Here is a 17,367-nt window from a genome sequence, read left to right as displayed (position 1 = left end):
GAACGCCCGTCAACTCACCCTTGACCTGCGACGCTGCCCCGTGGACGGCGCTGTGGCACACGCCACAGGGTGGCGGCCGCGTCACAGACGGTTGCCTGCGCCCCTGATCCCACGTCACTATCTGTGGCACGGGGGCGAAGGGGCCGCCGGAAGGGGGCTGGGGGATGCCGGAGAGCGCCGGTCATCACGAGATCCGCATCAGGATCACGGGGACGAACAATCCGCAGCAGGACATCGACGACCTCCAGGTGTGGCTGGAGCGCGAACCCTGGCTGAGCCGCCGGGACCACAGCTGGGAGCAGCGGCCGCGCCCCGCCCAGGAGGCGGCCGGCCCCGGCGACATGGCCGTGGGCGTGGACGACCTGATCCTGGTGATCGTCGGCGCGGTCGCCGCCGAGGTCACCAAGGGGCTGGGCATAGCCCTGCGGGAGTGGCTGCGGCGCCGCGGGGAGGAGCGGGCCGAGGGCGAGGCGCCCGCCGTCGACGCCGGCACGGGCGGTGAGCTGCAGGCGATCGGCGACACCGACCGCCCCGATCCGGGCGGACCGGCACGCGAGGGCGGCAGCACCGGCGAGGGCTGACCGGATGTCCGAATACGACGCGCGGGGCAAGATCAACCGGGCGCTGCTGGTCTGTGTCCACGACTACACCACGCTGACCGGCCTGCCGGCGGTGGAGGACAACGCCCCCGAGCTGCGGCGGGCGCTGACCGCCACCGACCTGTTCACCGCCGACGAGGTCACGCTCTGCCGCCCCACGGAGCCCTGGGAGCTGGGGCAGGCCCTCAAGGCCGCCGCCGACGAGGCCCGCGGTCTGCTGCTGGTGCACTTCTCCGGCCACGGCCGGGTCCGCAGCGACGGCGGCGATCTCCAGCTGATGGTCGGCTCCTCGGTGCCCCGGCAGAGCCACACCACCGTCTCCTGGCAGGACATGGTGCTCTCCTGCCTCGACAACGCGCGGGCCGAGCGCATCGTGATCGTCCTGGAGTGCTGCTACGCCGGCAACGCCGACGGCGCCTTCCACTCCCTGCGCAAACCCATGTCGCTGCTGATGGCCGCCCAGCCCAACCGCCGGATCTTCAGCGGCGAGGAGCCGGCCGGCGGCAGCCTCTTCACCCGCGCCATGGTGGAGGTCCTCGAACGCGGTATCCCCGGCCGGCGCTTCGTCGCCTTCGAGGACCTCGTACGCCAGCTGCGCACCCGGCTCGCCGACGAGCGGACCCCGATGGGGGACGTCTGGGAGCCGCGCTCCGCGAAGCAGAACACCCTCGACGACGTCATCCTGTCCTTCGCCACCCCCGAGGCCCCGCTGCCCACGCCGCCGCGGGTCCGTTTACGCCGCTGGTTCAACCAGCACATCCGGGCCCGGATGCGGCTCCTGATCGCGCTGTGCACCGTCCTCGCGCTCACCGCCGCCACGCTGATCACCCTGCACGCGCTGCGCCCGCTGCCGGACTGCCCGCCCGCCCTCGAACTGCGGCTGCTCACCGCCCCGGAGGCCGAACCCACCCTGCGCCAGGCCGCCTTCGGCTACGAGACGTCCGAGCTCAACACCCGCCCGCTGCACGGCGAGGACGATCTGCCCGCGGGCTGCCGGCGTGCCCAGATCACCGTCTACTCCGCCGCCAAGGACCAGGTCGACCAGGGCTTCGCCGCCGCCGACCGCTGGCAGGGACAGGCCCGGGGCACCGGCCGGGACCTCCAGGACGCCAAGGGCACCGACCCTCTCCACCGGCCGGGACCCCAACCCGACCTGTGGGTCCCCGAATCCACCGCCGACTACGAGGAGGCCCGTCGCGGTATGCCGCCCACCGGATCCCCCGCGACCCTGCACAACACCGGCCCGGTGGCCTACAGCCCGCTGGTCGTCGGCATCCCGGCCGGCGAACGGCTCGCCGACGTCGAACAGGTCGGCGCCTCCTGGCAGGAACTCCTCACCGGCACCGACAGCGCACACCGCGACCTCCGCCTGCTGCGCCCCAGTCCGGTGCTCTCGGGCACCGGACTGCTGCACACCATCGGCCTCTACCTCGCCAACGACGGCTCGCACATCGGCGCGTCCGGCGCCCCCGACCCCGCCCTCGCCGAGAGCGCCGAGCAGCGGCTCTCCGCCCCGGGCAGCCAGTACGCGGGCAGCACCGAGCTGCTGTGCTCGCTGCGCCCCGACGCCGTCGGCGGCACCCCCGGCAGCGGCCGCGCCGCCCGCTCGGCGCCGCTGGTCTCCGAGAAGTCCCTCGCCGACTTCAACCTCGGCCACGCCATCGGCAGCTGCCCCGCCCTGGGCTCCCCGCCGCCGCCCGGCGAGCGCTTCGCCGCCTACTACCCCAGGAACGTCCCGGCCCTGGACCACCCGCTGATCCGGGTCGACTGGCACGGCGCCAAGGACGCCGCCCCCCGGCAGGACGCCGCCGACCGCTTCGCCGACTGGCTGCGCGCCCCGGACGGCGGCCGCCGTGTCCTCACCGCGCACGGCTACCGCGCGGTGCCCGGCAAGGACGGCACGGTGCCCGCGCCCGCCGCGGACTCCCCGCTGCGCAGCAGCCGCGCCAACACCGACCTCGCCGCCCCCGTCATCCCCTTCACGGCCGGCGCCGACCAGGTCGCCCGGGTGCTGGACGGCTACTACAGGGCGCAGAAATCCAGCCGGCTGCTGATCCTGATGGACGCCTCCACCTCGATGGCCGACGGCGGCAAGCTCCCCGTCGCCCTCGGCGCGGCCGGGCGGGTGCTGGAGATGGTCGGCGCCCGCCACACCTACGGCCTGTGGACCTACCCGGACCGCGGGCACCCGGGCGATCCGGCGGCGGTGCGCCGGGCCGTCCCGCTCGGCACCGCCGACCCGGCGCCCGGAAAGGCCGCACTGGACCGGATCGCCAAGGGGGGAGCGGACGAACTGGTCGACCACGGCGCCGCGATGGAGGAGGCGCTGACCGCCGCCCTGCGGGAGATGAAGGAGTCGGCCGTCAGCAATCAGGCCATCGTGCTGATCATGGACGAGGACGACGGCGGGCCCGGGCGCGCGGCGGGCGTGGAGCGCGCCCTGACCGCGCTGCTGAAGAAGAAGCCCGCGGTGCCGGTCCTGACGCTGGTGATGGGCCGGTCCGGCTGCGACACCTTCGTCCTCCAGGGACTGGCCGGCGCCTCGAAGGGGCAGTGCGTGCCCGGCGGTCCGCAGGCCCCCGACCTGCTGGCCGGACTGGTCGCCTCGATCGGCACCGCGGGCAGGGAGGGCCGGTGAGGACGCCGCGCGCCGCGCTGCCGGCCGCCTGGCTGTGCCTGACGCTGACGGCGGCGCTCGGCGGCTGCACGTCGGGCCCCGAGCCCGGCCCCGAGAAGGGGCCGATCGTCTTCGCCACCGGCAGCGACCTCAGCAGTACGGGCGTCCGCCAGGACCTCATCGAGGCATTCGAGCGGCGCACCGGCCGCTCGGTGCGGATCGTCAAGCTCCCCGACACCGCCGACGGCCAGCGCAGCCAGCTGCTGGCCGCCGGGCAGTCCGGCAACAGCGACTACGACGTGCTCAACCTCGACGTGGCCTGGACCGCGGAGTTCGCCGAGGCGGGCGTCATCCGCCCCTGGGGCACGGCCCTGGACGGCGACTTCCTCGACAGCGTGGTCAAGACCGTCGACCACGACGGCAGGATCTGGGGCGTCCCCTTCAACAGCGACGCCGGGCTGCTGTACTACCGCAAGGACCTCCTCCATGAATACGGCTATGACCAACCGCCCTCCAACTGGGGCGAGCTGAAGAACGTGGCCGGCCAGGTGGCCGACGCCTACAACCGCCGGCTAGCCCGCGAGGGCAAGGGCACCAAGGCCCGCAGGATGTACGGCATGGTCGCCCAGCTGCGGCCCTACGAGGGGCTGACCGTCAACACCCTGGAGTCCGCCTGGGCCAACGGCGGCGACCCGGACGCCCCGAGCTTCACCAAGGGCGAGCAGGTCGGCGCGCTCCAGCAGGGCGTCGCCGACGTCAAGGACCGGCTCGACTCGATCATGCCGCACGAGGCCACGGCGATGGACGAGACGGAGAGCCGCCGCTGGTTCGCCGACGGCCGCGCCCTGTTCATGCGCAACTGGCCGGTGGAGTACGCCTCGGTCGCCGAGAAGCTCACCCCCGGCAAGCAGTTCGCGGTGGCCGAGCTGCCGGCCCGCCCCACCGACGGCAAGCGGATGTCCGTCCTGGGCGGGCAGAATCTGGCGATCTCCGCGGGCAGCCGGCGGCCGGCCGGGGCACGGGCCCTGATCGAGGCGCTGACCAGCCCGGGCAGTGAACGCTGTCTGCTGGAGCGGGGGTTCGCCGCGACCCGCGACTCGGCGTACCGGGAGGCGGCCAAGGCGCCCGCCTGCCCGCTGCCGCCCGAGCGCGGCGAGCACGGCACGGGGCGGCGGTCCCCGTGGCCCGGTCAGGAGCCGCCGTACACCCGGACGCTGTACGCGGCACTGCGGGCGGCCCAGCCCCGTCCGCGCAGCGCCCACTACCAGACCTTCAGCAAGGTGGTGCAGATCCGGGTGTCCGAGTACCTCGACAGCCGCGGCGGTACCGCGATCGCCGACGCGCTGGCCCGCGAGGCCGACGAGGCGCTCAGCGGACGGGGGTGACCCCTGCGCCCGGGGCCCCGGCCCGGCACAGCACGAGGCGCCCGGCGGAAGGCGGCTGCTGCCGCGTCCCACCGGACGCCTCGTGGTCGTCCGTGCCGCCGTTCGTCCGCCGATGCCGGCGGACGCGTCAGCCGGCGACGATCAGATAGATGCCGTACGCCACGGCCGCCGCGCACAGGGCGAAGGCGGCCACCGCACCGGCCCGCGCGCCCACACCGGGAGCGGTGGCCACCGCGGCCTCGCCCTCCCGGCCCGACTTGCCGGAGGTGCCGACGATGCCGACGGTGAACAGGCCCACGATCCCGACCGTCACCACGAGGCTGACGCCGAAGACCTGGCCGAGAGCTGCCCAGTCGATGCTCATGCAGTGTTCCTTAGGTGGTGAGAGCCGCTAGCGGGTGACCGGCGCGGCCTTGGCACGCGGGGCGGGAGAAGGGATGGCGTCGGCTGCCGGCGCGTCGGACTCCTGGGAGGCGTCGGCCTGCGGGGCCGGCTGGCCGGCCGGGGGCGGGGAGACGGTGCGCAGCGCGGCGGTCACCACGCCCACCGGCTCCGCGGCCGGACCTTCGTTGACGTTGGTGTGGTCGATCGGCTTGCGCCGGGAGGCCGCCCAGATCGCGCCGCAGATGCCGAGCGCGAGGATCGCCACCGCGGCCACGCCCCAGTCGCCCTGCTCGGCCAGGAACGCGGCACCCGCCGCGACCGCACCGGCGGCCGGCAGCGTCAGGCCCCAGGCGGCGACCATCCGGCCGGCCGTGGACCAGCGCACCACGCCGCCCTTGCGGCCCAGACCCGAACCCATCACGGAACCGGAGCAGACCTGGGTGGTGGAGAGCGCGAAGCCGAGGTGGGAGGAGGCCAGGATGGTGGCCGCGGCGCCGGTCTGGGCGGCGAAGCCCTGCGGCGGCTGGATGTCGGTGATGCCCTTGCCCATCGTGCGGATGATCCGCCAGCCGCCCAGGTACGTGCCGAGCGCGATGGCCAGACCGGCCGAGGCGATGACCCACATCGGCGGGTCGGCGTGCGGGGCGACCACTCCGCCGGTGATCAGCGCGAGGGTGATCACGCCCATGGTCTTCTGGGCGTCGTTGGTGCCGTGGGCGAGCGAGACCAGGGCGGCCGAGGCGATCTGGCCGGCGCGGTAGCCCTTGGCGGTGTCGGCCTCGGCGCGGCCCTTGGCCAGCCGGTAGGTGAGCCGGGTCGCGGCCATGGAGGCCAGGCCGGCGACGATCGGGGCGGCCACCGCCGGGATCAGGACCTTCATGACCACGGCCTCGCCGTGCACACCGTTCGTACCGACGGAGACCAGCGTCGCGCCGATCAGACCGCCGAAGAGCGCGTGGGAGGAGCTGGAGGGGAGACCCGCGAGCCAGGTCAGCAGGTTCCAGATGATGGCGCCGACCAGGCCGGCGAAGATCACTTCAGGTCTGATGCCCGCACTCTCGTCGATGATGCCGCCGGAGATGGTCTTGGCGACCTCCACCGACAGAAACGCTCCGACGAGGTTCAGCGCCGCTGACATCGCCACCGCGGTCTTGGGTCGCAAGGCGCCGGTGGAAATGGTGGTGGCCATTGCGTTGGCCGTGTCGTGGAAGCCGTTCGTAAAGTCGAACACCAAGGCCGTGACGATCACGATCCCGATGAGAAGCGTGATGTGTTCCATTCACCCAGGCAATCAGTTCGAAGGTCAGTGTCGCTCGGGACCGTACGGAGAGTGGGTGAACGGAAGGTGAACTGGGACGGGCGCTGTGATGACGCACCCGCAGTGTTCACGCGGAGGTGTATCTGAGGTCACTTCCGCATCACCCGTCGGCAAGCTTCTTGGGGTGTGCTGGCGGGGCCCATCGCACGGGCCCTGGTCGAACCGGTGGTCGCCGCGGGTCGCAGAGGTGCGCGGCGGGCTCCGCCGAGGAGCCGGGTGCAGGGCAATCCGTTTCGACGCTAACGGATGATCGGTGCAAGGCGGTTTAAATCCGGCCAATCACCCCGAGCATCACAGTTTTCCCTAAATGGCGGATAGCGGACCGGCGGGCCCCCGGCGTACCCTTCCCCGGCCCGCTCGTACGGTGACGCGGACCGCATCCGCATTCGCCGCACCGCGCCGGAGGACCCATGAAGGACCACCCCGACCAGCTCGCCGCCGCCTGGAGCGAACTGGTCGCCACCGCCCGCAGAACCGTCGCCGACGGGCTGGTCGTCGGCACCTCGGGCAACGTCTCCCGCCGGCTGAAGGACCTGGTCCTGGTCACCCCCAGCGGCGTCCCCTACGACCGGCTCGGGCCCGGCGACATCACCGCCGTCGACCTCGAAGGGCGCCAGATCATCGGCGCGCTCCGGCCGACCAGCGAACTCCCCATGCACCTGGCCGTCTACCGCGGCACCACGGCCACCGCCGTCGTCCACACCCACGCCCCGCACGCCACCGCCGTCTCCACCCTCGTCACCGCGCTCCCGCCGATCCACTACATGGCCGCGGAGCTCGGCGGTCCCGTGCGCGTCGCCCCCTACGCCCTCTACGGCAGCGACGAGCTCGCCGCCCACCTGCTCGCGGCGCTCCGCGACCGCACCGCCGCGCTGTTGCAGAACCACGGCACCCTCACCTACGGCGACAGCCTCGACCAGGCGCTGGACCGCACCGCCCAACTGGAGTGGATGTGCCGGGTCTGGCTCACCGCCCAGTCCGTCCCGGGGCACACCCCCAGCCTGCTGTCGCCCGGCGAGCTGGCGCAGGCCGGCGAGCGGCTGCGCGGCTACGGCCAGCGCCGGGACCAGGACCCCTCGCACAGGCCATAGAGCCGCCGCGCACGGTCGGCCCCACCGCGCCCGCCGGGACCGCCCCGCGCCGCCCCGCCGAGTGGCCGCACCCGGGACCGCTGCGCACACTGGTGAGGTGCGTCTGGGTACCGCGGCGGCCGTGGCCGCCGCCACCGTGATCGGTGCCGGGGCGGCCGCCGTGGCGGTCGGCCGGTACGCCGGCGACATCGCCCTGAAACCCTCGCCCGACCATCCCCTCCCCGGCGACTCCCGCCTCACCGTGCACTCCACCACCGACGAGCGCATCGCCCTCACCCGCAGTCTGGTCACCCTGCGGCCCGGCACCTACGGCCTCACCGGCGCGGGCTGCCACGCCGTGGTCGGCTCCGTCGTCCACGGCGCCCCGCACCCCGTCGACGCCGTCGTACGCCGCCTGGAGCGGGTCACCCACGGCACCCTCAAGCCGGGCAAGCGGATGCGGCTCACCCCGCAGGTGCACATCGGCAACCCCCGCGACGCCCTCGGCCTCGACTGCGCCGACGTCGACATCCCCGGCGAACTGGGCCCCCTCCCGGCCTGGTTCGTCCCCGCCGTACGCGACACCTGGGTCATCACCGCGCACGGGCTGGGCACCACCCGCGAGCACCCCATGGTCGTGATGCCGTTCCTGCACCGCCACCGGCTGCCCGTACTGGACCTGGCCTACCGCAACGACCCCGGCGCCCCGCGCACCGCCGACGGCATCAACCACCTCGGCCACACCGAATGGCGCGATCTGGACGCCGCGATCCGCTATGCCGTCCGCTACGGCGCCCGGGACATCGTGCTCTACGGCTGGTCGGTCGGCGCGACCATGGCGCTGCGCGCCGCCGCCCACTCCGCGCTGCGCGACCGGATCAGCGGACTGATCCTGGACTCACCGGTCCTCGACCGGCACGCCACGGTCCGCGCGCTGGCCGCCGCCCGGGGAGCCCCGCGGGCCCTGCTGCCGCTGGTCGTACGGGCCGCCGAGGGCGCCACCGGGATGCCCGTGGACCGGCCGGCGGACGCCGCCGACCCGGCCGAGCTGAACGTTCCCACGCTGCTCTTCCACGGCCCCGACGACCTGATCGCCCCCTGGGCGGCCTCCCGCGCCTTCGCCGCCCGCCGCCCGGAGCTGATCACCCTTCAGGCCGTGCCGCACGCCCCGCACGCCGCGATGTGGAACGCCGACCCCGCCGGCTACGAGGAGGCGCTGCGCCGCTTCCTCACGCCCCTGATGTGACGCCGCCCGCCCCTGACGGGGGGCCGCCCGGCCCGTCCCGGGCGTCGCGCCTCGGTGACGGCCGGGCATACGGGGGGACAACTCCCCACATCCAGGATGGGTCGGCGCGACGGCGCCGGCCCGCTAGATCGCAAGTCGGGTTCCGATTGGGCTTTCGGGCCGTCAGCGGCAAGACTGCTCCTGTGACGTCCCGTACCCCGCGCGACTCCCGGCTCCGACTCGTCCCCCGTCAACCGGTTGCGGCCGCCCGCCGGGCGGTGACAACCCGGGCCAAGCGCCCGGCGCCCCGCCCGCCCGAGGGCACCCCGCCGCCCGCGGAGCTGGCCCGGCAGGCCCGCGCCGTGCTGGCCGGCGCGGCCCGGCTCGCCCGCTGGGCCGACAGCGCCGGCGGTGCCGACGGCAGCCTGCGGGCCGGCCCGGACGGGGCGCTGCCGGCGGCCGCCGTGGAACGCGCAGCCGAAGCTCTCGGCCTGACGCCGCAGCAGGTCCGCGTCGACTGGGACCGGGCCCGGCTCGCCGGACTCGTCGAACTCCACGACGGCCTCGCCCGGCCCGGCTGGCGGCTGCGCGCCTGGGACCGCGACGACACGGCCGTGCTGCGCGGCTGGGTCGCGCTCTTCGACGCCTGGTCGCTGGCCCGCCCCACTCCGGCCGGCGCCGGTCCCGCCATCGTCGCCGAAGTCGTCGAGGCGCTGCCGCAGCTGCTGTCCCTGCTGCATCTGTCGGCCGGGCCCGTCCGGCTGCCGGTGCTGCTCGACATGCTCGACCAGCGCGTCAGCGAACTGCGCACGGAGCGCTGCGAGGTCCCCTACGGGCAGGACCCCGCCACCTGCGAGGGCACCGGCGCCGCCGGGGCGGCGGGCCCGGCCGACGACGCCGCGGGGGCGTCGCTGGCCGAACTGCTGGGCTGGGCGCTGGACGCACTGCTGACCGTCGGCGCGCTGGTGGCGCCGCACGGCGCGCGGGCCCGCTCCCGCGAGAGCGCATCCTTCGAAGGCGGATACGGCGACGCCTACCAGGGAGCGCACGACGCGTCCGAGGCGCAGCTGACGCCGCTCGGCAACTGGTCGGTATGGGTCAAGCTGGAGCAGATCTGCGTCGCCGCGCAGAGCCCGGCCGGAAATATCGAGCAGTCCGCGGAGGCGATGCTGCGCGGCTGCGCCCGGCTGACCCCGGGACCGGCCCGCGCCGAATACCGCGCCTGGCTCGCCGCCCGCTCCGTCGGCTCGGCCGTCGAGGAGCTGCTGGCCGTCGCCCGCGGTGAGGACGCGCTGCTGCGCGGCCTGGCCTTCGAGGCGCTGCGCGCGGTCGGCGCACCGGCCGAGCCCGCCGTACGCGCCGTCGTCGACGAGCCCGGCCTGCGCCCCTACGCCCTGCTGTGGCTGGTCGAGCACGAGGGCGGCGACCCGGAGACCGCGCCCGATGTGCTCACCCGCGAGGAGTCGACCTGGCTGTGGGTGGACACCGCGGCCGCGGTCGCCGACCACGGCGAGACCCAACTGCTGGTGCGCCACCTCGACTCGGCGGTCCAGGGCTCCGTGCCGCGCCTCCTGGAGGAGGTACGCGCCGTCGGGCACCCCCGCACCGTCCAGGTGCTGGTCGCGCTGGCCGCGGCGCACCCCGATCCGGCACTGGCCAAGGCCGTCCGCCGGGCGGCGTTCCAGGTCCACACCGGCGGTGCGTGACCGGCCGCGGCGGCGGGGCCGGGCCGCGGCTCAGGCCCCGGCGCCGCCCGGAGCGTAGGTGCCGAAGCTCCAGATATTGCCCTCGGCGTCCCGGGCCATGTAGTCCCGGGATCCGTAGTCCTGGTCGGTGGGCGGCATCAGGATCTCCGCACCGGCCCGCTCGGCCCGCTTGAAGTGCGCGTCGGTGTCCTCGACCACGACATAGACACCGGCCGGCCCGGCGTCGCCCATCGCCTCGTCGAAGAGGCCGCCGCGGCCCTTCGAACCGAGCATCACCACGCCGTTGCCATAGGAGAGTTCGGCGTGCAGCACCATGCCGTCCTCGCCCTCGTACTTGGCGCCGACGGTGAAGCCGAACGCCTCCGTCAGCTGCTTGATGGCGGCCTGGGCGTCCCTGTAGAGCACCGTCGGACACATCGCGGGTGCGCCCGTCGTCGCGCCTGCCATGGTGATCACCGAACCCTTCCTGAGCGTCGGGTGGTTGCGGATCGAGCAGGTCCGAGTGACCCGACTCACAGTCTCGCACCGGGGTCTGACAACGCCCGGTCCACATCGCCGGGGCCGCGCCGCCCGGCCGTCGCCCGGCTCCCCGGCCGAACGGGGGACGCGCCGCCGGCCGCCCGCCGTGTCGTCCCGGAGCGCTCCCCGGGCCCCTGCGTCCGTCGCTACGCTCGTCGCTCGACCGGCAGATATCCGTCGATCTCCGACGAGGGGGACCCGGGTGTCCACACCTCCCACCGCGCCCGGCCGGCGCATCGGGCGCGGCCTGTGCCCCGTGGCCCTCCCCCTCGTCGCCGCCCTCTTCGCCCTGCCGTCGGCCACCGTCGCCCGCGGTCCCGGCCCGCACGACGACCGCCGTACCGTCGCGCCGGACGCCCTGCCCGCTGGCGGCGAGGCCCGCCGGGATCCGCCCGCTCCCGTGGCCGAGGAGGGCCGACCGGTCGCCGTGGACGCCTCCGGGCAGGTCACCGCGGGGCGCACCCCGCCGGGCGGCGCCCCCGGTGACCGCTCGGAAAAACTACTTGCACCGGCCCGTTAGACTGCCCCCTATGGCAGTTCTCCTTTGGGTTCATTAGACGGCGCAGACCGCTCTCGGACCGTCCCGTCCAATCCGCCGTCTTCCTGCCCTGGAGTTTTTCCCGTGATCACCGCCTCCGGCCTTGAGCTGCGCGCCGGCGCCCGCGTCCTCATCGAGTCCGCCTCCTTCCGCATCGCCAAGGGCGACCGCATCGGCCTCGTCGGCCGCAACGGCGCCGGCAAGACCACCCTCACCAAGGTGCTGGCCGGCGAGGGCATCCCCGCCGCCGGCACGGTCACCCGCGGCGGCCAGGTCGGCTACCTGCCGCAGGACCCGCGCACCGGCGACATGGACGTGCTCGCCCGCGACCGCATCCTGTCCGCCCGCGATCTGGACACCGTGCTGCGCAAGATGCGCGAGAACGAGGACCGGATGGCGAACGGCAAGGGCGCCACCCGCGAAAAGGCGATGAAGAAGTACGAGCGCCTGGAGACCGAGTTCCTGACCAAGGGCGGGTACGCCGCCGAGGCCGAGGCCGCGACCATCGCCGCCAGCCTGGGCCTGCCCGACCGCATCCTCGGCCAGCCGCTGCACACCCTCTCCGGAGGCCAGCGCCGCCGCGTCGAGCTGGCCCGGATCCTCTTCTCGGACTCCGACACCCTGCTGCTCGACGAGCCGACCAACCACCTCGACGCCGACTCCATCGTCTGGCTGCGCGACTACCTCAAGACCTACCGCGGCGGCTTCATCGTCATCTCGCACGACGTCGACCTGGTCGAGACGGTCGTCAACAAGGTCTTCTACCTCGACGCCAACCGGTCGCAGATCGACGTCTACAACATGGGCTGGAAGCTCTACCAGCAGCAGCGCGAGGCCGACGAGAAGCGCCGCAAGCGCGAGCGGGCGAACGCCGAGAAGAAGGCCGCGGCGCTCAACTCCCAGGCCGACAAGATGCGGGCCAAGGCCACCAAGACCGTCGCCGCGCAGAACATGGCCAAGCGTGCCGACAAGCTGCTCGCCGGCCTGGAGGCGGTGCGCGCCGCCGACAAGGTGGCCAAGCTGCGCTTCCCTGACCCGGCGCCGTGCGGCAAGACCCCGCTGACCGCCGAGGGCCTGTCGAAGTCCTACGGCTCCCTGGAGATCTTCACCGACGTCGACCTGGCCATCGACAAGGGCTCCCGGGTCGTCATCCTGGGCCTGAACGGCGCGGGCAAGACCACCCTGCTGCGGCTGCTGGCCGGCGTCGAGCAGCCGGACACCGGCGAGGTCCGCCCCGGCCACGGCCTCAAGCTCGGCTACTACGCCCAGGAGCACGAGACCCTGGACCCGGACCGCACGGTCCTGGAGAACATGCGCTCGGCCGCCCCGGACATGGACCTGGTCGCCATCCGCAAGACGCTCGGCTCGTTCCTGTTCTCCGGCGACGACGTCGACAAACCCGCCGGGGTGCTCTCCGGCGGCGAGAAGACCCGGCTCGCCCTGGCGACCCTGGTCGTCTCCTCCGCCAATGTCCTGCTGCTCGACGAGCCCACCAACAACCTCGACCCGGCCAGCCGCGAGGAGATCCTCGGCGCGCTGCACACCTTCACCGGTGCGGTGGTCCTGGTGACGCACGACGAGGGAGCGGTGGACGCGCTGCAGCCGGAGCGCATCATCCTGCTGCCCGACGGCGTCGAGGACCTCTGGGGCCAGGACTACGCGGACCTGGTCGCCCTGGCGTGACCGGCGCGGCGGCACTGCGTAGGAGTCGCGCGGAGCGGTCGGGGCGGTGGGATCAAGCCCGTATGGATCATTCGGCCGACGTGTGATCCATCATCTGAGTGAGAACGGCTCGTACATCGGCGAGCCTGCGGCATCCGGCCGGGTCCATGGGGCCCGGCCGGCGCTTTTTCGGCCACATACCGTCTGACCTGCGATGTCTCACGGTGCGCGGCGCCCGAGTGACTCTCGGAAAGACCGGAATATGAGGTTCCGACCCCGTGGGCCGGGTGTCCGCCGGCAAAGGATGTCGCACCGAACCTTGTGGAATGGGTGGCCAGGAAGCCGGGGAGGGGTGATCATGAGAGTCCAGAGCGCACTTCCCACGAGGAGGCACGGGTGGCCGAGACTCTGAAGAAGGGCAGCCGGGTGACCGGCGCCGCGCGCGAGAAGCTCGCGGCAGACCTGAAGAAGAAGTACGACTCCGGTGCGAGCATCCGGGCGCTGGCCGAGGAAACCGGCCGCTCCTATGGATTCGTGCATCGGATGCTCAGCGAATCCGGTGTGATCCTGCGCGGTCGCGGTGGAGCCACAAGGGGCAAGAAGGCCGCCTCGGCCTGACGGCCGCGCCTTTGGGTACCGCGGTGTCCCCCCGGTCGACCGAGCCGTCGACCGGGAGGTTACCGTTCAGTCACTTACGCACGCAGGTGCGGCTGGCTGACTCGGAGGCGCTCATGACTCTGCTCGACAAGGACGGCGTGCGGCTCGACGTGGACGGTGCTATCGCCACGGTGACCCTCGCCAACGCGGCCAAGCGCAATGCGCAGTCGCCCGCCATGTGGCGGGCGCTGGCCGAGGCGGGTTCGCTGCTGCCGGGAAACGTCCGGGTCGCGGTGCTGCGCGGTGAGGGCAGGTCCTTCTCCGCCGGCCTCGACCGGCAGGCGTTCACGCCCGAAGGCTTCGACGGCGAGCCGTCGTTCATCGATCTGGCGCGCGGCACGGACAGCGCACTGGACGCCACGATCGCCGAGTACCAGGAAGCGTTCACCTGGTGGCGGCGGAACGACCTGGTGTCCATCGCCGCCGTGCAGGGGCACGCCATCGGGGCGGGCTTCCAGCTCGCCCTCGCCTGCGATCTGCGCGTGGTCGCGCAGGACGTGCAGTTCGCCATGCGCGAGACCAGCCTGGGGATCGTACCGGACCTGACCGGCACGCACCCGCTGGTCGGGCTGGTGGGCTACGCCCGGGCGCTGGAGATCTGCGCGACGGGGCGCTTTGTGCACGCCGAGGAGGCCGAGCGGATCGGCCTCGCCAACCTAGTCGTGGCCGGGGACGAGCTCGACGCCGCGGTGGCCGACCTGGCGGCCGCGCTCACCGCCCCGCCCCGGGACGCCGTCATCGAGACCAAGGCCCTGCTGGCCGGCGCCGCCGGCCGTACGTACGAGGAGCAGCGCATCGCCGAGCGGGCCGCCCAGGCGCGTCGGCTGCGGGATCTCGCGGGCGTGGGGGAGTAGCACCGCGCGAGTGCCGGCACCGCGGCCGGCCGGGCGGACCGACGGCCCCCGCCCGGCCGCGCACGCCGGCCCCGTTTCGCCAGTACACCCCTTCAGCCCCGCTCCACGGCCGTGACCGGGTCAGTCCCGCTCCACTGCCGTGACCAGCACGGCGACCGTCGACGGTGCGGCCGGCGCGGCCGCCACCGCCTCCCGTACGGCATGCGCGACATCCAGCGCGCGATGACCGGCCGCGACCGCCAGCTGGACCAGCGCATGGCCGTCGGTCAGCCGCACCGGCCGCGACGGCCCGCCCAGCGCCGGCGCCAGCCGGGCCACGCCCGCGACGCCCAGCGCGACGGCGGCGATCCCCGCCGCTCCCTCCTGGGTCGCGCCGGTCCGCTCGCCGACGGGGGAGGCCACCGGGGGCTCCGTGCGGGGCGCGCGTGACGGGGGCGCCGCCTCCTCGCCCGCCTCCAGCAGCCCGCTCACCCGCAGATCCACCACGCCCACCACCAGCCCCAGGTCCTGGAAGGCCGCCTCCAGCAGCGCCGTGCGGACCTGGTCGGCGACGGCGGGCAGCGGCCGGTCGGCGACCGCGGCGAAGTCCGCCTCGATCCGCAGCGGCCCCGGCGGCAGCGCGCTCATCGGCGCCGGCACCGCGGGTTCGGGCGCGTGCTCGGGGTCGGCGACCGACAGCCGCAGCGTGCCCGGGCGCACCCCGGCCGGGAACGCGGCGCCCGCGCGCAGCGCGCCGGCGGCCGCCCGCTCGGTGATCCAGGACCCGTCCGCGGGTCCGCCCAGCGGCAGCACCCGCCCGATCCCGAGCTGCTGCCGCACCGACTGCGCCAACTGGTTCGCGGTCACCGCGCACCCCTTTCTGGGCAGGAGACCCCGTTCCGTTCCCGGCCCGTCCCGGACGACGTCCCCAGCCTGCCGCAGACCGGGGCGTACGGCAGGCCGGTGTGCCCCGGCGGCGCCGTGGGGGCACTCCGCTGCCGCATCCCCGGAGCGGACCCGGGGGACCCGGCCTACTGTGGGGATCGGAGCGGGCGGCCCGCTTCTCCCCGCGGAAAGGGACACACGGCGATGAGCGAGAGCCAGCAGCACGCAGAGGGGGCCAGGGCGCCCGTCAAGAGGGGCGGTGGCGACCCCGCGTCCCGTGGGCGCACCACCATCGCCGACGGTGTCGTGGAGAAGATCGCCGGTCTCGCGGCCCGGGACGTCGTCGGGGTGCACGCCATGGGCAGCGGCCTGGCCCGCACGCTCGGTGCCGTACGCGAGCGGGTGCCCGGTGGCGGCGGCCGGTCGGCCACCGCGACGCGCGGGGTGAAGGCCGAGGTCGGCGAGGTGCAGACCGCGCTGGACCTGGAGATCGTGGTCGACTACGGCGTCTCCATCGCCGATGTCGCGCGGTCCGTCCGGGAGAACGTCATCGCCGCCGTGGAGCGGATGACGGGCCTGGAGGTCGTCGAGGTCAACATCGCGGTCAGCGACGTCAAGCTGCCCGACGAGGCGGACGAAGAAGAGGAAGCCGAACCGCGGCTCCATTGAAGGGCCCGTCCGGAGCGGCAGCGAAGGAGCGCACGATGAGCATGGCCGTGGTCGGCCTCTTGGCCGGTATGGCGCTGGGCTTCGCCGGATACTTCGGCGGCTTCGGTGCCTTCGTGGTGGTGGCGGTGCTGGGCGCGATCGGGTTCGTGGCGGGCAAGTTCGCGGACGGGGACCTGGAAGCCGGCGACTTCTTCCGCCGCACCGGTGACCGCGACGAACGGCGGCGGTGAGGCCGGGTGGCGACGGGGCCCGCGCCGTCCGCTGCCGCCGGCGTACCGGCGGGCGAGCGGGGCGCGACCAGCATCGCGGACCGGGTGGTGGCGAAGATCGCCGCGCAGGCCGCGCGGGAGGCGCTGCGCGCGGAGTCCCCGCACGGCCGTACTCAGGCGCATGCGACGGTGACCGTCCACCGGCGCGAGGACCGGGAGCACCTCGGCGAGGCCCGGGTGCGGATCGCGGTGGAGCTGGGCTACCCCTCGGACATCGGCGCCCAGTGCCGCCTGGTGCGCCGTCATGTCACCGAGCGGGTCACGGCGTTGGCGAGCATGGCGGTGCCCGAGGTGGCGGTGGAGGTCGAGCGGCTGCGCTCACCGCTGCTGGAGGGCAGGGGCCGGGAGCGAGTGCGATGAGCGACGACGCCGCCGAACCGCCGGACACCCGGCGACTGCCCACGCTCGGCGACCAGCCGCCCGAGCAGCCGCCCGACCCGGCGCCGGGCGCGGACGAGGGTTCGGCGCCCGCTGCCTTCGACGACGGCCGGACCGGGCGCTGGTGGTCCGCCCGCCGGGTGCCCGCCGCCGTGGTCGCGCTGGTGCTGCTGGGCGCCGCGGGCCTGCTGCTCTACGACGTGGCCGCGGTGCGCGCGCACCGCCCCGCGATGGCCTGGCGCCGCGGGCTCGCCCGCCAGCTGGCCACCGTCCACCTCGACAGCCCCTGGGTGCTGGGCGCCGCCGCGCTGGCGATGGTGCTCGGCATCTGGCTGATCGTGCTGGCCGTCACCCCCGGTCTGCGCCAGGTGCTGCCGATGCGGCCCGCCGCCCCGGGCGTCCGGGCCGGCCTGGACCGGGCGGCCGCCGCACTGGTGCTGCGCGACCGCGCCATGGAGGTCGCCGGGGTCCAGTCCGTACGGATGGCCGTCGGCCGTCGCAAGGCCAAGGCGCACGCCGTCTCGCACTTCCGCGCGCTGGACGAGGTCCGCGCCGACCTCGACACCGCCCTCGGCGACGGCCTGCGGGAGCTGGGCCTGGCCCACGGGCTCGCGCTGACCGTGCACGTCCGGCGCCCGAAGAAGAGGTGAGCG

At 74.3% G+C, this 17,367-nt stretch carries 18 protein-coding genes; 14 read left to right on the top strand and 4 right to left on the bottom strand.

Going from position 1 to position 17,367, the window contains the following annotated elements:
• Positions 1-164 precede the first annotated feature (164 nt).
• Genes ACZ4NB_RS11815 through ACZ4NB_RS11805 form a run of 3 tightly spaced genes read left to right on the top strand, consistent with a single transcriptional unit; the run spans position 165 to position 4,601 of the window.
• Positions 165-581: a hypothetical protein gene (locus tag ACZ4NB_RS11815; RefSeq protein ID WP_467660463.1), complete on the top strand. Its 417-nt coding sequence runs from the start codon at positions 165-167 to the stop codon at positions 579-581.
• A 4-nt stretch (positions 582-585) separates the two neighbouring features.
• Positions 586-3,237, top strand: coding sequence for a caspase family protein (locus ACZ4NB_RS11810; RefSeq protein WP_467660461.1), 2,652 nt, complete (start codon positions 586-588; stop codon positions 3,235-3,237).
• Positions 3,234-4,601, top strand: coding sequence for an extracellular solute-binding protein (locus ACZ4NB_RS11805; RefSeq protein ID WP_467660459.1), 1,368 nt, complete (start codon positions 3,234-3,236; stop codon positions 4,599-4,601). Before ACZ4NB_RS11810 ends, ACZ4NB_RS11805 begins: the two co-directional genes overlap by 4 nt.
• Positions 4,602-4,728: 127 nt before the next feature.
• Here the strand turns inward: ACZ4NB_RS11805 and ACZ4NB_RS11800 are convergent, their stop codons facing one another.
• The gene (locus tag ACZ4NB_RS11800; protein ID WP_467660458.1) at positions 4,729-4,965 is read right to left on the bottom strand and encodes a hypothetical protein; all 237 of its coding nucleotides are present in this window, start codon (positions 4,963-4,965) and stop codon (positions 4,729-4,731) included.
• A 27-nt stretch (positions 4,966-4,992) separates the two neighbouring features.
• Positions 4,993-6,264 (bottom strand): inorganic phosphate transporter, encoded by a 1,272-nt coding sequence (locus ACZ4NB_RS11795; RefSeq protein ID WP_467660456.1) that lies wholly within the window; start codon positions 6,262-6,264, stop codon positions 4,993-4,995.
• Positions 6,265-6,713: 449 nt separating this feature from the next.
• On the opposite strand from ACZ4NB_RS11795, the gene ACZ4NB_RS11790 reads away from it, so the two are divergent.
• The 3 genes from ACZ4NB_RS11790 to ACZ4NB_RS11780 all read left to right on the top strand — a co-directional run bounded on the left by ACZ4NB_RS11790 (position 6,714) and on the right by ACZ4NB_RS11780 (position 10,304).
• Positions 6,714-7,394 carry a class II aldolase/adducin family protein gene (locus ACZ4NB_RS11790; RefSeq protein ID WP_467660454.1) on the top strand — a complete coding sequence of 227 codons (681 nt, stop codon included), beginning with the start codon at positions 6,714-6,716 and terminating at the stop codon, positions 7,392-7,394.
• A 97-nt stretch (positions 7,395-7,491) separates the two neighbouring features.
• Positions 7,492-8,619: an alpha/beta hydrolase gene (locus ACZ4NB_RS11785; protein WP_467660452.1), complete on the top strand. Its 1,128-nt coding sequence runs from the start codon at positions 7,492-7,494 to the stop codon at positions 8,617-8,619.
• A gap of 182 nt (positions 8,620-8,801) precedes the next feature.
• A complete protein-coding gene (locus ACZ4NB_RS11780; protein ID WP_467660450.1) occupies positions 8,802-10,304 on the top strand; it encodes a hypothetical protein in 1,503 nt (500 codons plus the stop codon).
• Positions 10,305-10,334: 30 nt separating this feature from the next.
• Here ACZ4NB_RS11780 and ACZ4NB_RS11775 read toward each other — a convergent pair whose 3' ends face one another.
• Entirely contained in the window at positions 10,335-10,751 is a 417-nt protein-coding gene (locus ACZ4NB_RS11775; protein WP_467660838.1) for a VOC family protein, read from the bottom strand.
• Between the two features lie 274 nt (positions 10,752-11,025).
• On the opposite strand from ACZ4NB_RS11775, the gene ACZ4NB_RS11770 reads away from it, so the two are divergent.
• From ACZ4NB_RS11770 to ACZ4NB_RS11755, 4 genes are all read left to right on the top strand, one after another.
• The gene (locus ACZ4NB_RS11770; RefSeq protein WP_467660449.1) at positions 11,026-11,343 is read left to right on the top strand and encodes a hypothetical protein; all 318 of its coding nucleotides are present in this window, start codon (positions 11,026-11,028) and stop codon (positions 11,341-11,343) included.
• A 102-nt stretch (positions 11,344-11,445) separates the two neighbouring features.
• A complete protein-coding gene (locus tag ACZ4NB_RS11765; RefSeq protein ID WP_467660447.1) occupies positions 11,446-13,044 on the top strand; it encodes an ABC-F family ATP-binding cassette domain-containing protein in 1,599 nt (532 codons plus the stop codon).
• A 375-nt stretch (positions 13,045-13,419) separates the two neighbouring features.
• Positions 13,420-13,641, top strand: a complete 222-nt coding sequence (locus ACZ4NB_RS11760) for a helix-turn-helix domain-containing protein (protein WP_030366669.1) — start codon at positions 13,420-13,422, stop codon at positions 13,639-13,641.
• Between the two features lie 113 nt (positions 13,642-13,754).
• Complete coding sequence (locus tag ACZ4NB_RS11755) at positions 13,755-14,534, top strand: enoyl-CoA hydratase/isomerase family protein (protein ID WP_467660445.1); 780 nt, start codon at positions 13,755-13,757, stop codon at positions 14,532-14,534.
• 120 nt (positions 14,535-14,654) lie between these two features.
• Here the strand turns inward: ACZ4NB_RS11755 and ACZ4NB_RS11750 are convergent, their stop codons facing one another.
• Entirely contained in the window at positions 14,655-15,380 is a 726-nt protein-coding gene (locus tag ACZ4NB_RS11750) for a hypothetical protein (RefSeq protein WP_467660443.1), read from the bottom strand.
• Between the two features lie 222 nt (positions 15,381-15,602).
• Here ACZ4NB_RS11750 and ACZ4NB_RS11745 point away from each other — a divergent pair, with 222 nt between their 5' ends.
• The 4 genes from ACZ4NB_RS11745 to ACZ4NB_RS11730 are packed head-to-tail and all read left to right on the top strand — an operon-like array spanning position 15,603 to position 17,364.
• Positions 15,603-16,067: an Asp23/Gls24 family envelope stress response protein gene (locus ACZ4NB_RS11745; protein WP_467660441.1), complete on the top strand. Its 465-nt coding sequence runs from the start codon at positions 15,603-15,605 to the stop codon at positions 16,065-16,067.
• A 35-nt stretch (positions 16,068-16,102) separates the two neighbouring features.
• Positions 16,103-16,297: a hypothetical protein gene (locus tag ACZ4NB_RS11740; RefSeq protein ID WP_393491764.1), complete on the top strand. Its 195-nt coding sequence runs from the start codon at positions 16,103-16,105 to the stop codon at positions 16,295-16,297.
• Positions 16,298-16,303: 6 nt separating this feature from the next.
• On the top strand, positions 16,304-16,696 hold the full coding sequence (locus ACZ4NB_RS11735) for an Asp23/Gls24 family envelope stress response protein (RefSeq protein WP_467660439.1): 393 nt from the start codon (positions 16,304-16,306) through the stop codon (positions 16,694-16,696).
• On the top strand, positions 16,693-17,364 hold the full coding sequence (locus ACZ4NB_RS11730; protein WP_467660438.1) for a DUF6286 domain-containing protein: 672 nt from the start codon (positions 16,693-16,695) through the stop codon (positions 17,362-17,364). The genes ACZ4NB_RS11735 and ACZ4NB_RS11730 overlap by 4 nt, the downstream gene beginning before the upstream one ends.
• Positions 17,365-17,367 lie beyond the last annotated feature (3 nt).

It is taken from the genome of Streptomyces sp. NPDC026575 (genome assembly GCF_055567415.1).
The sequence above is the reverse complement of the archived record's forward strand: the minus strand, read 5'-3'. Positions and strand labels throughout refer to the sequence as shown.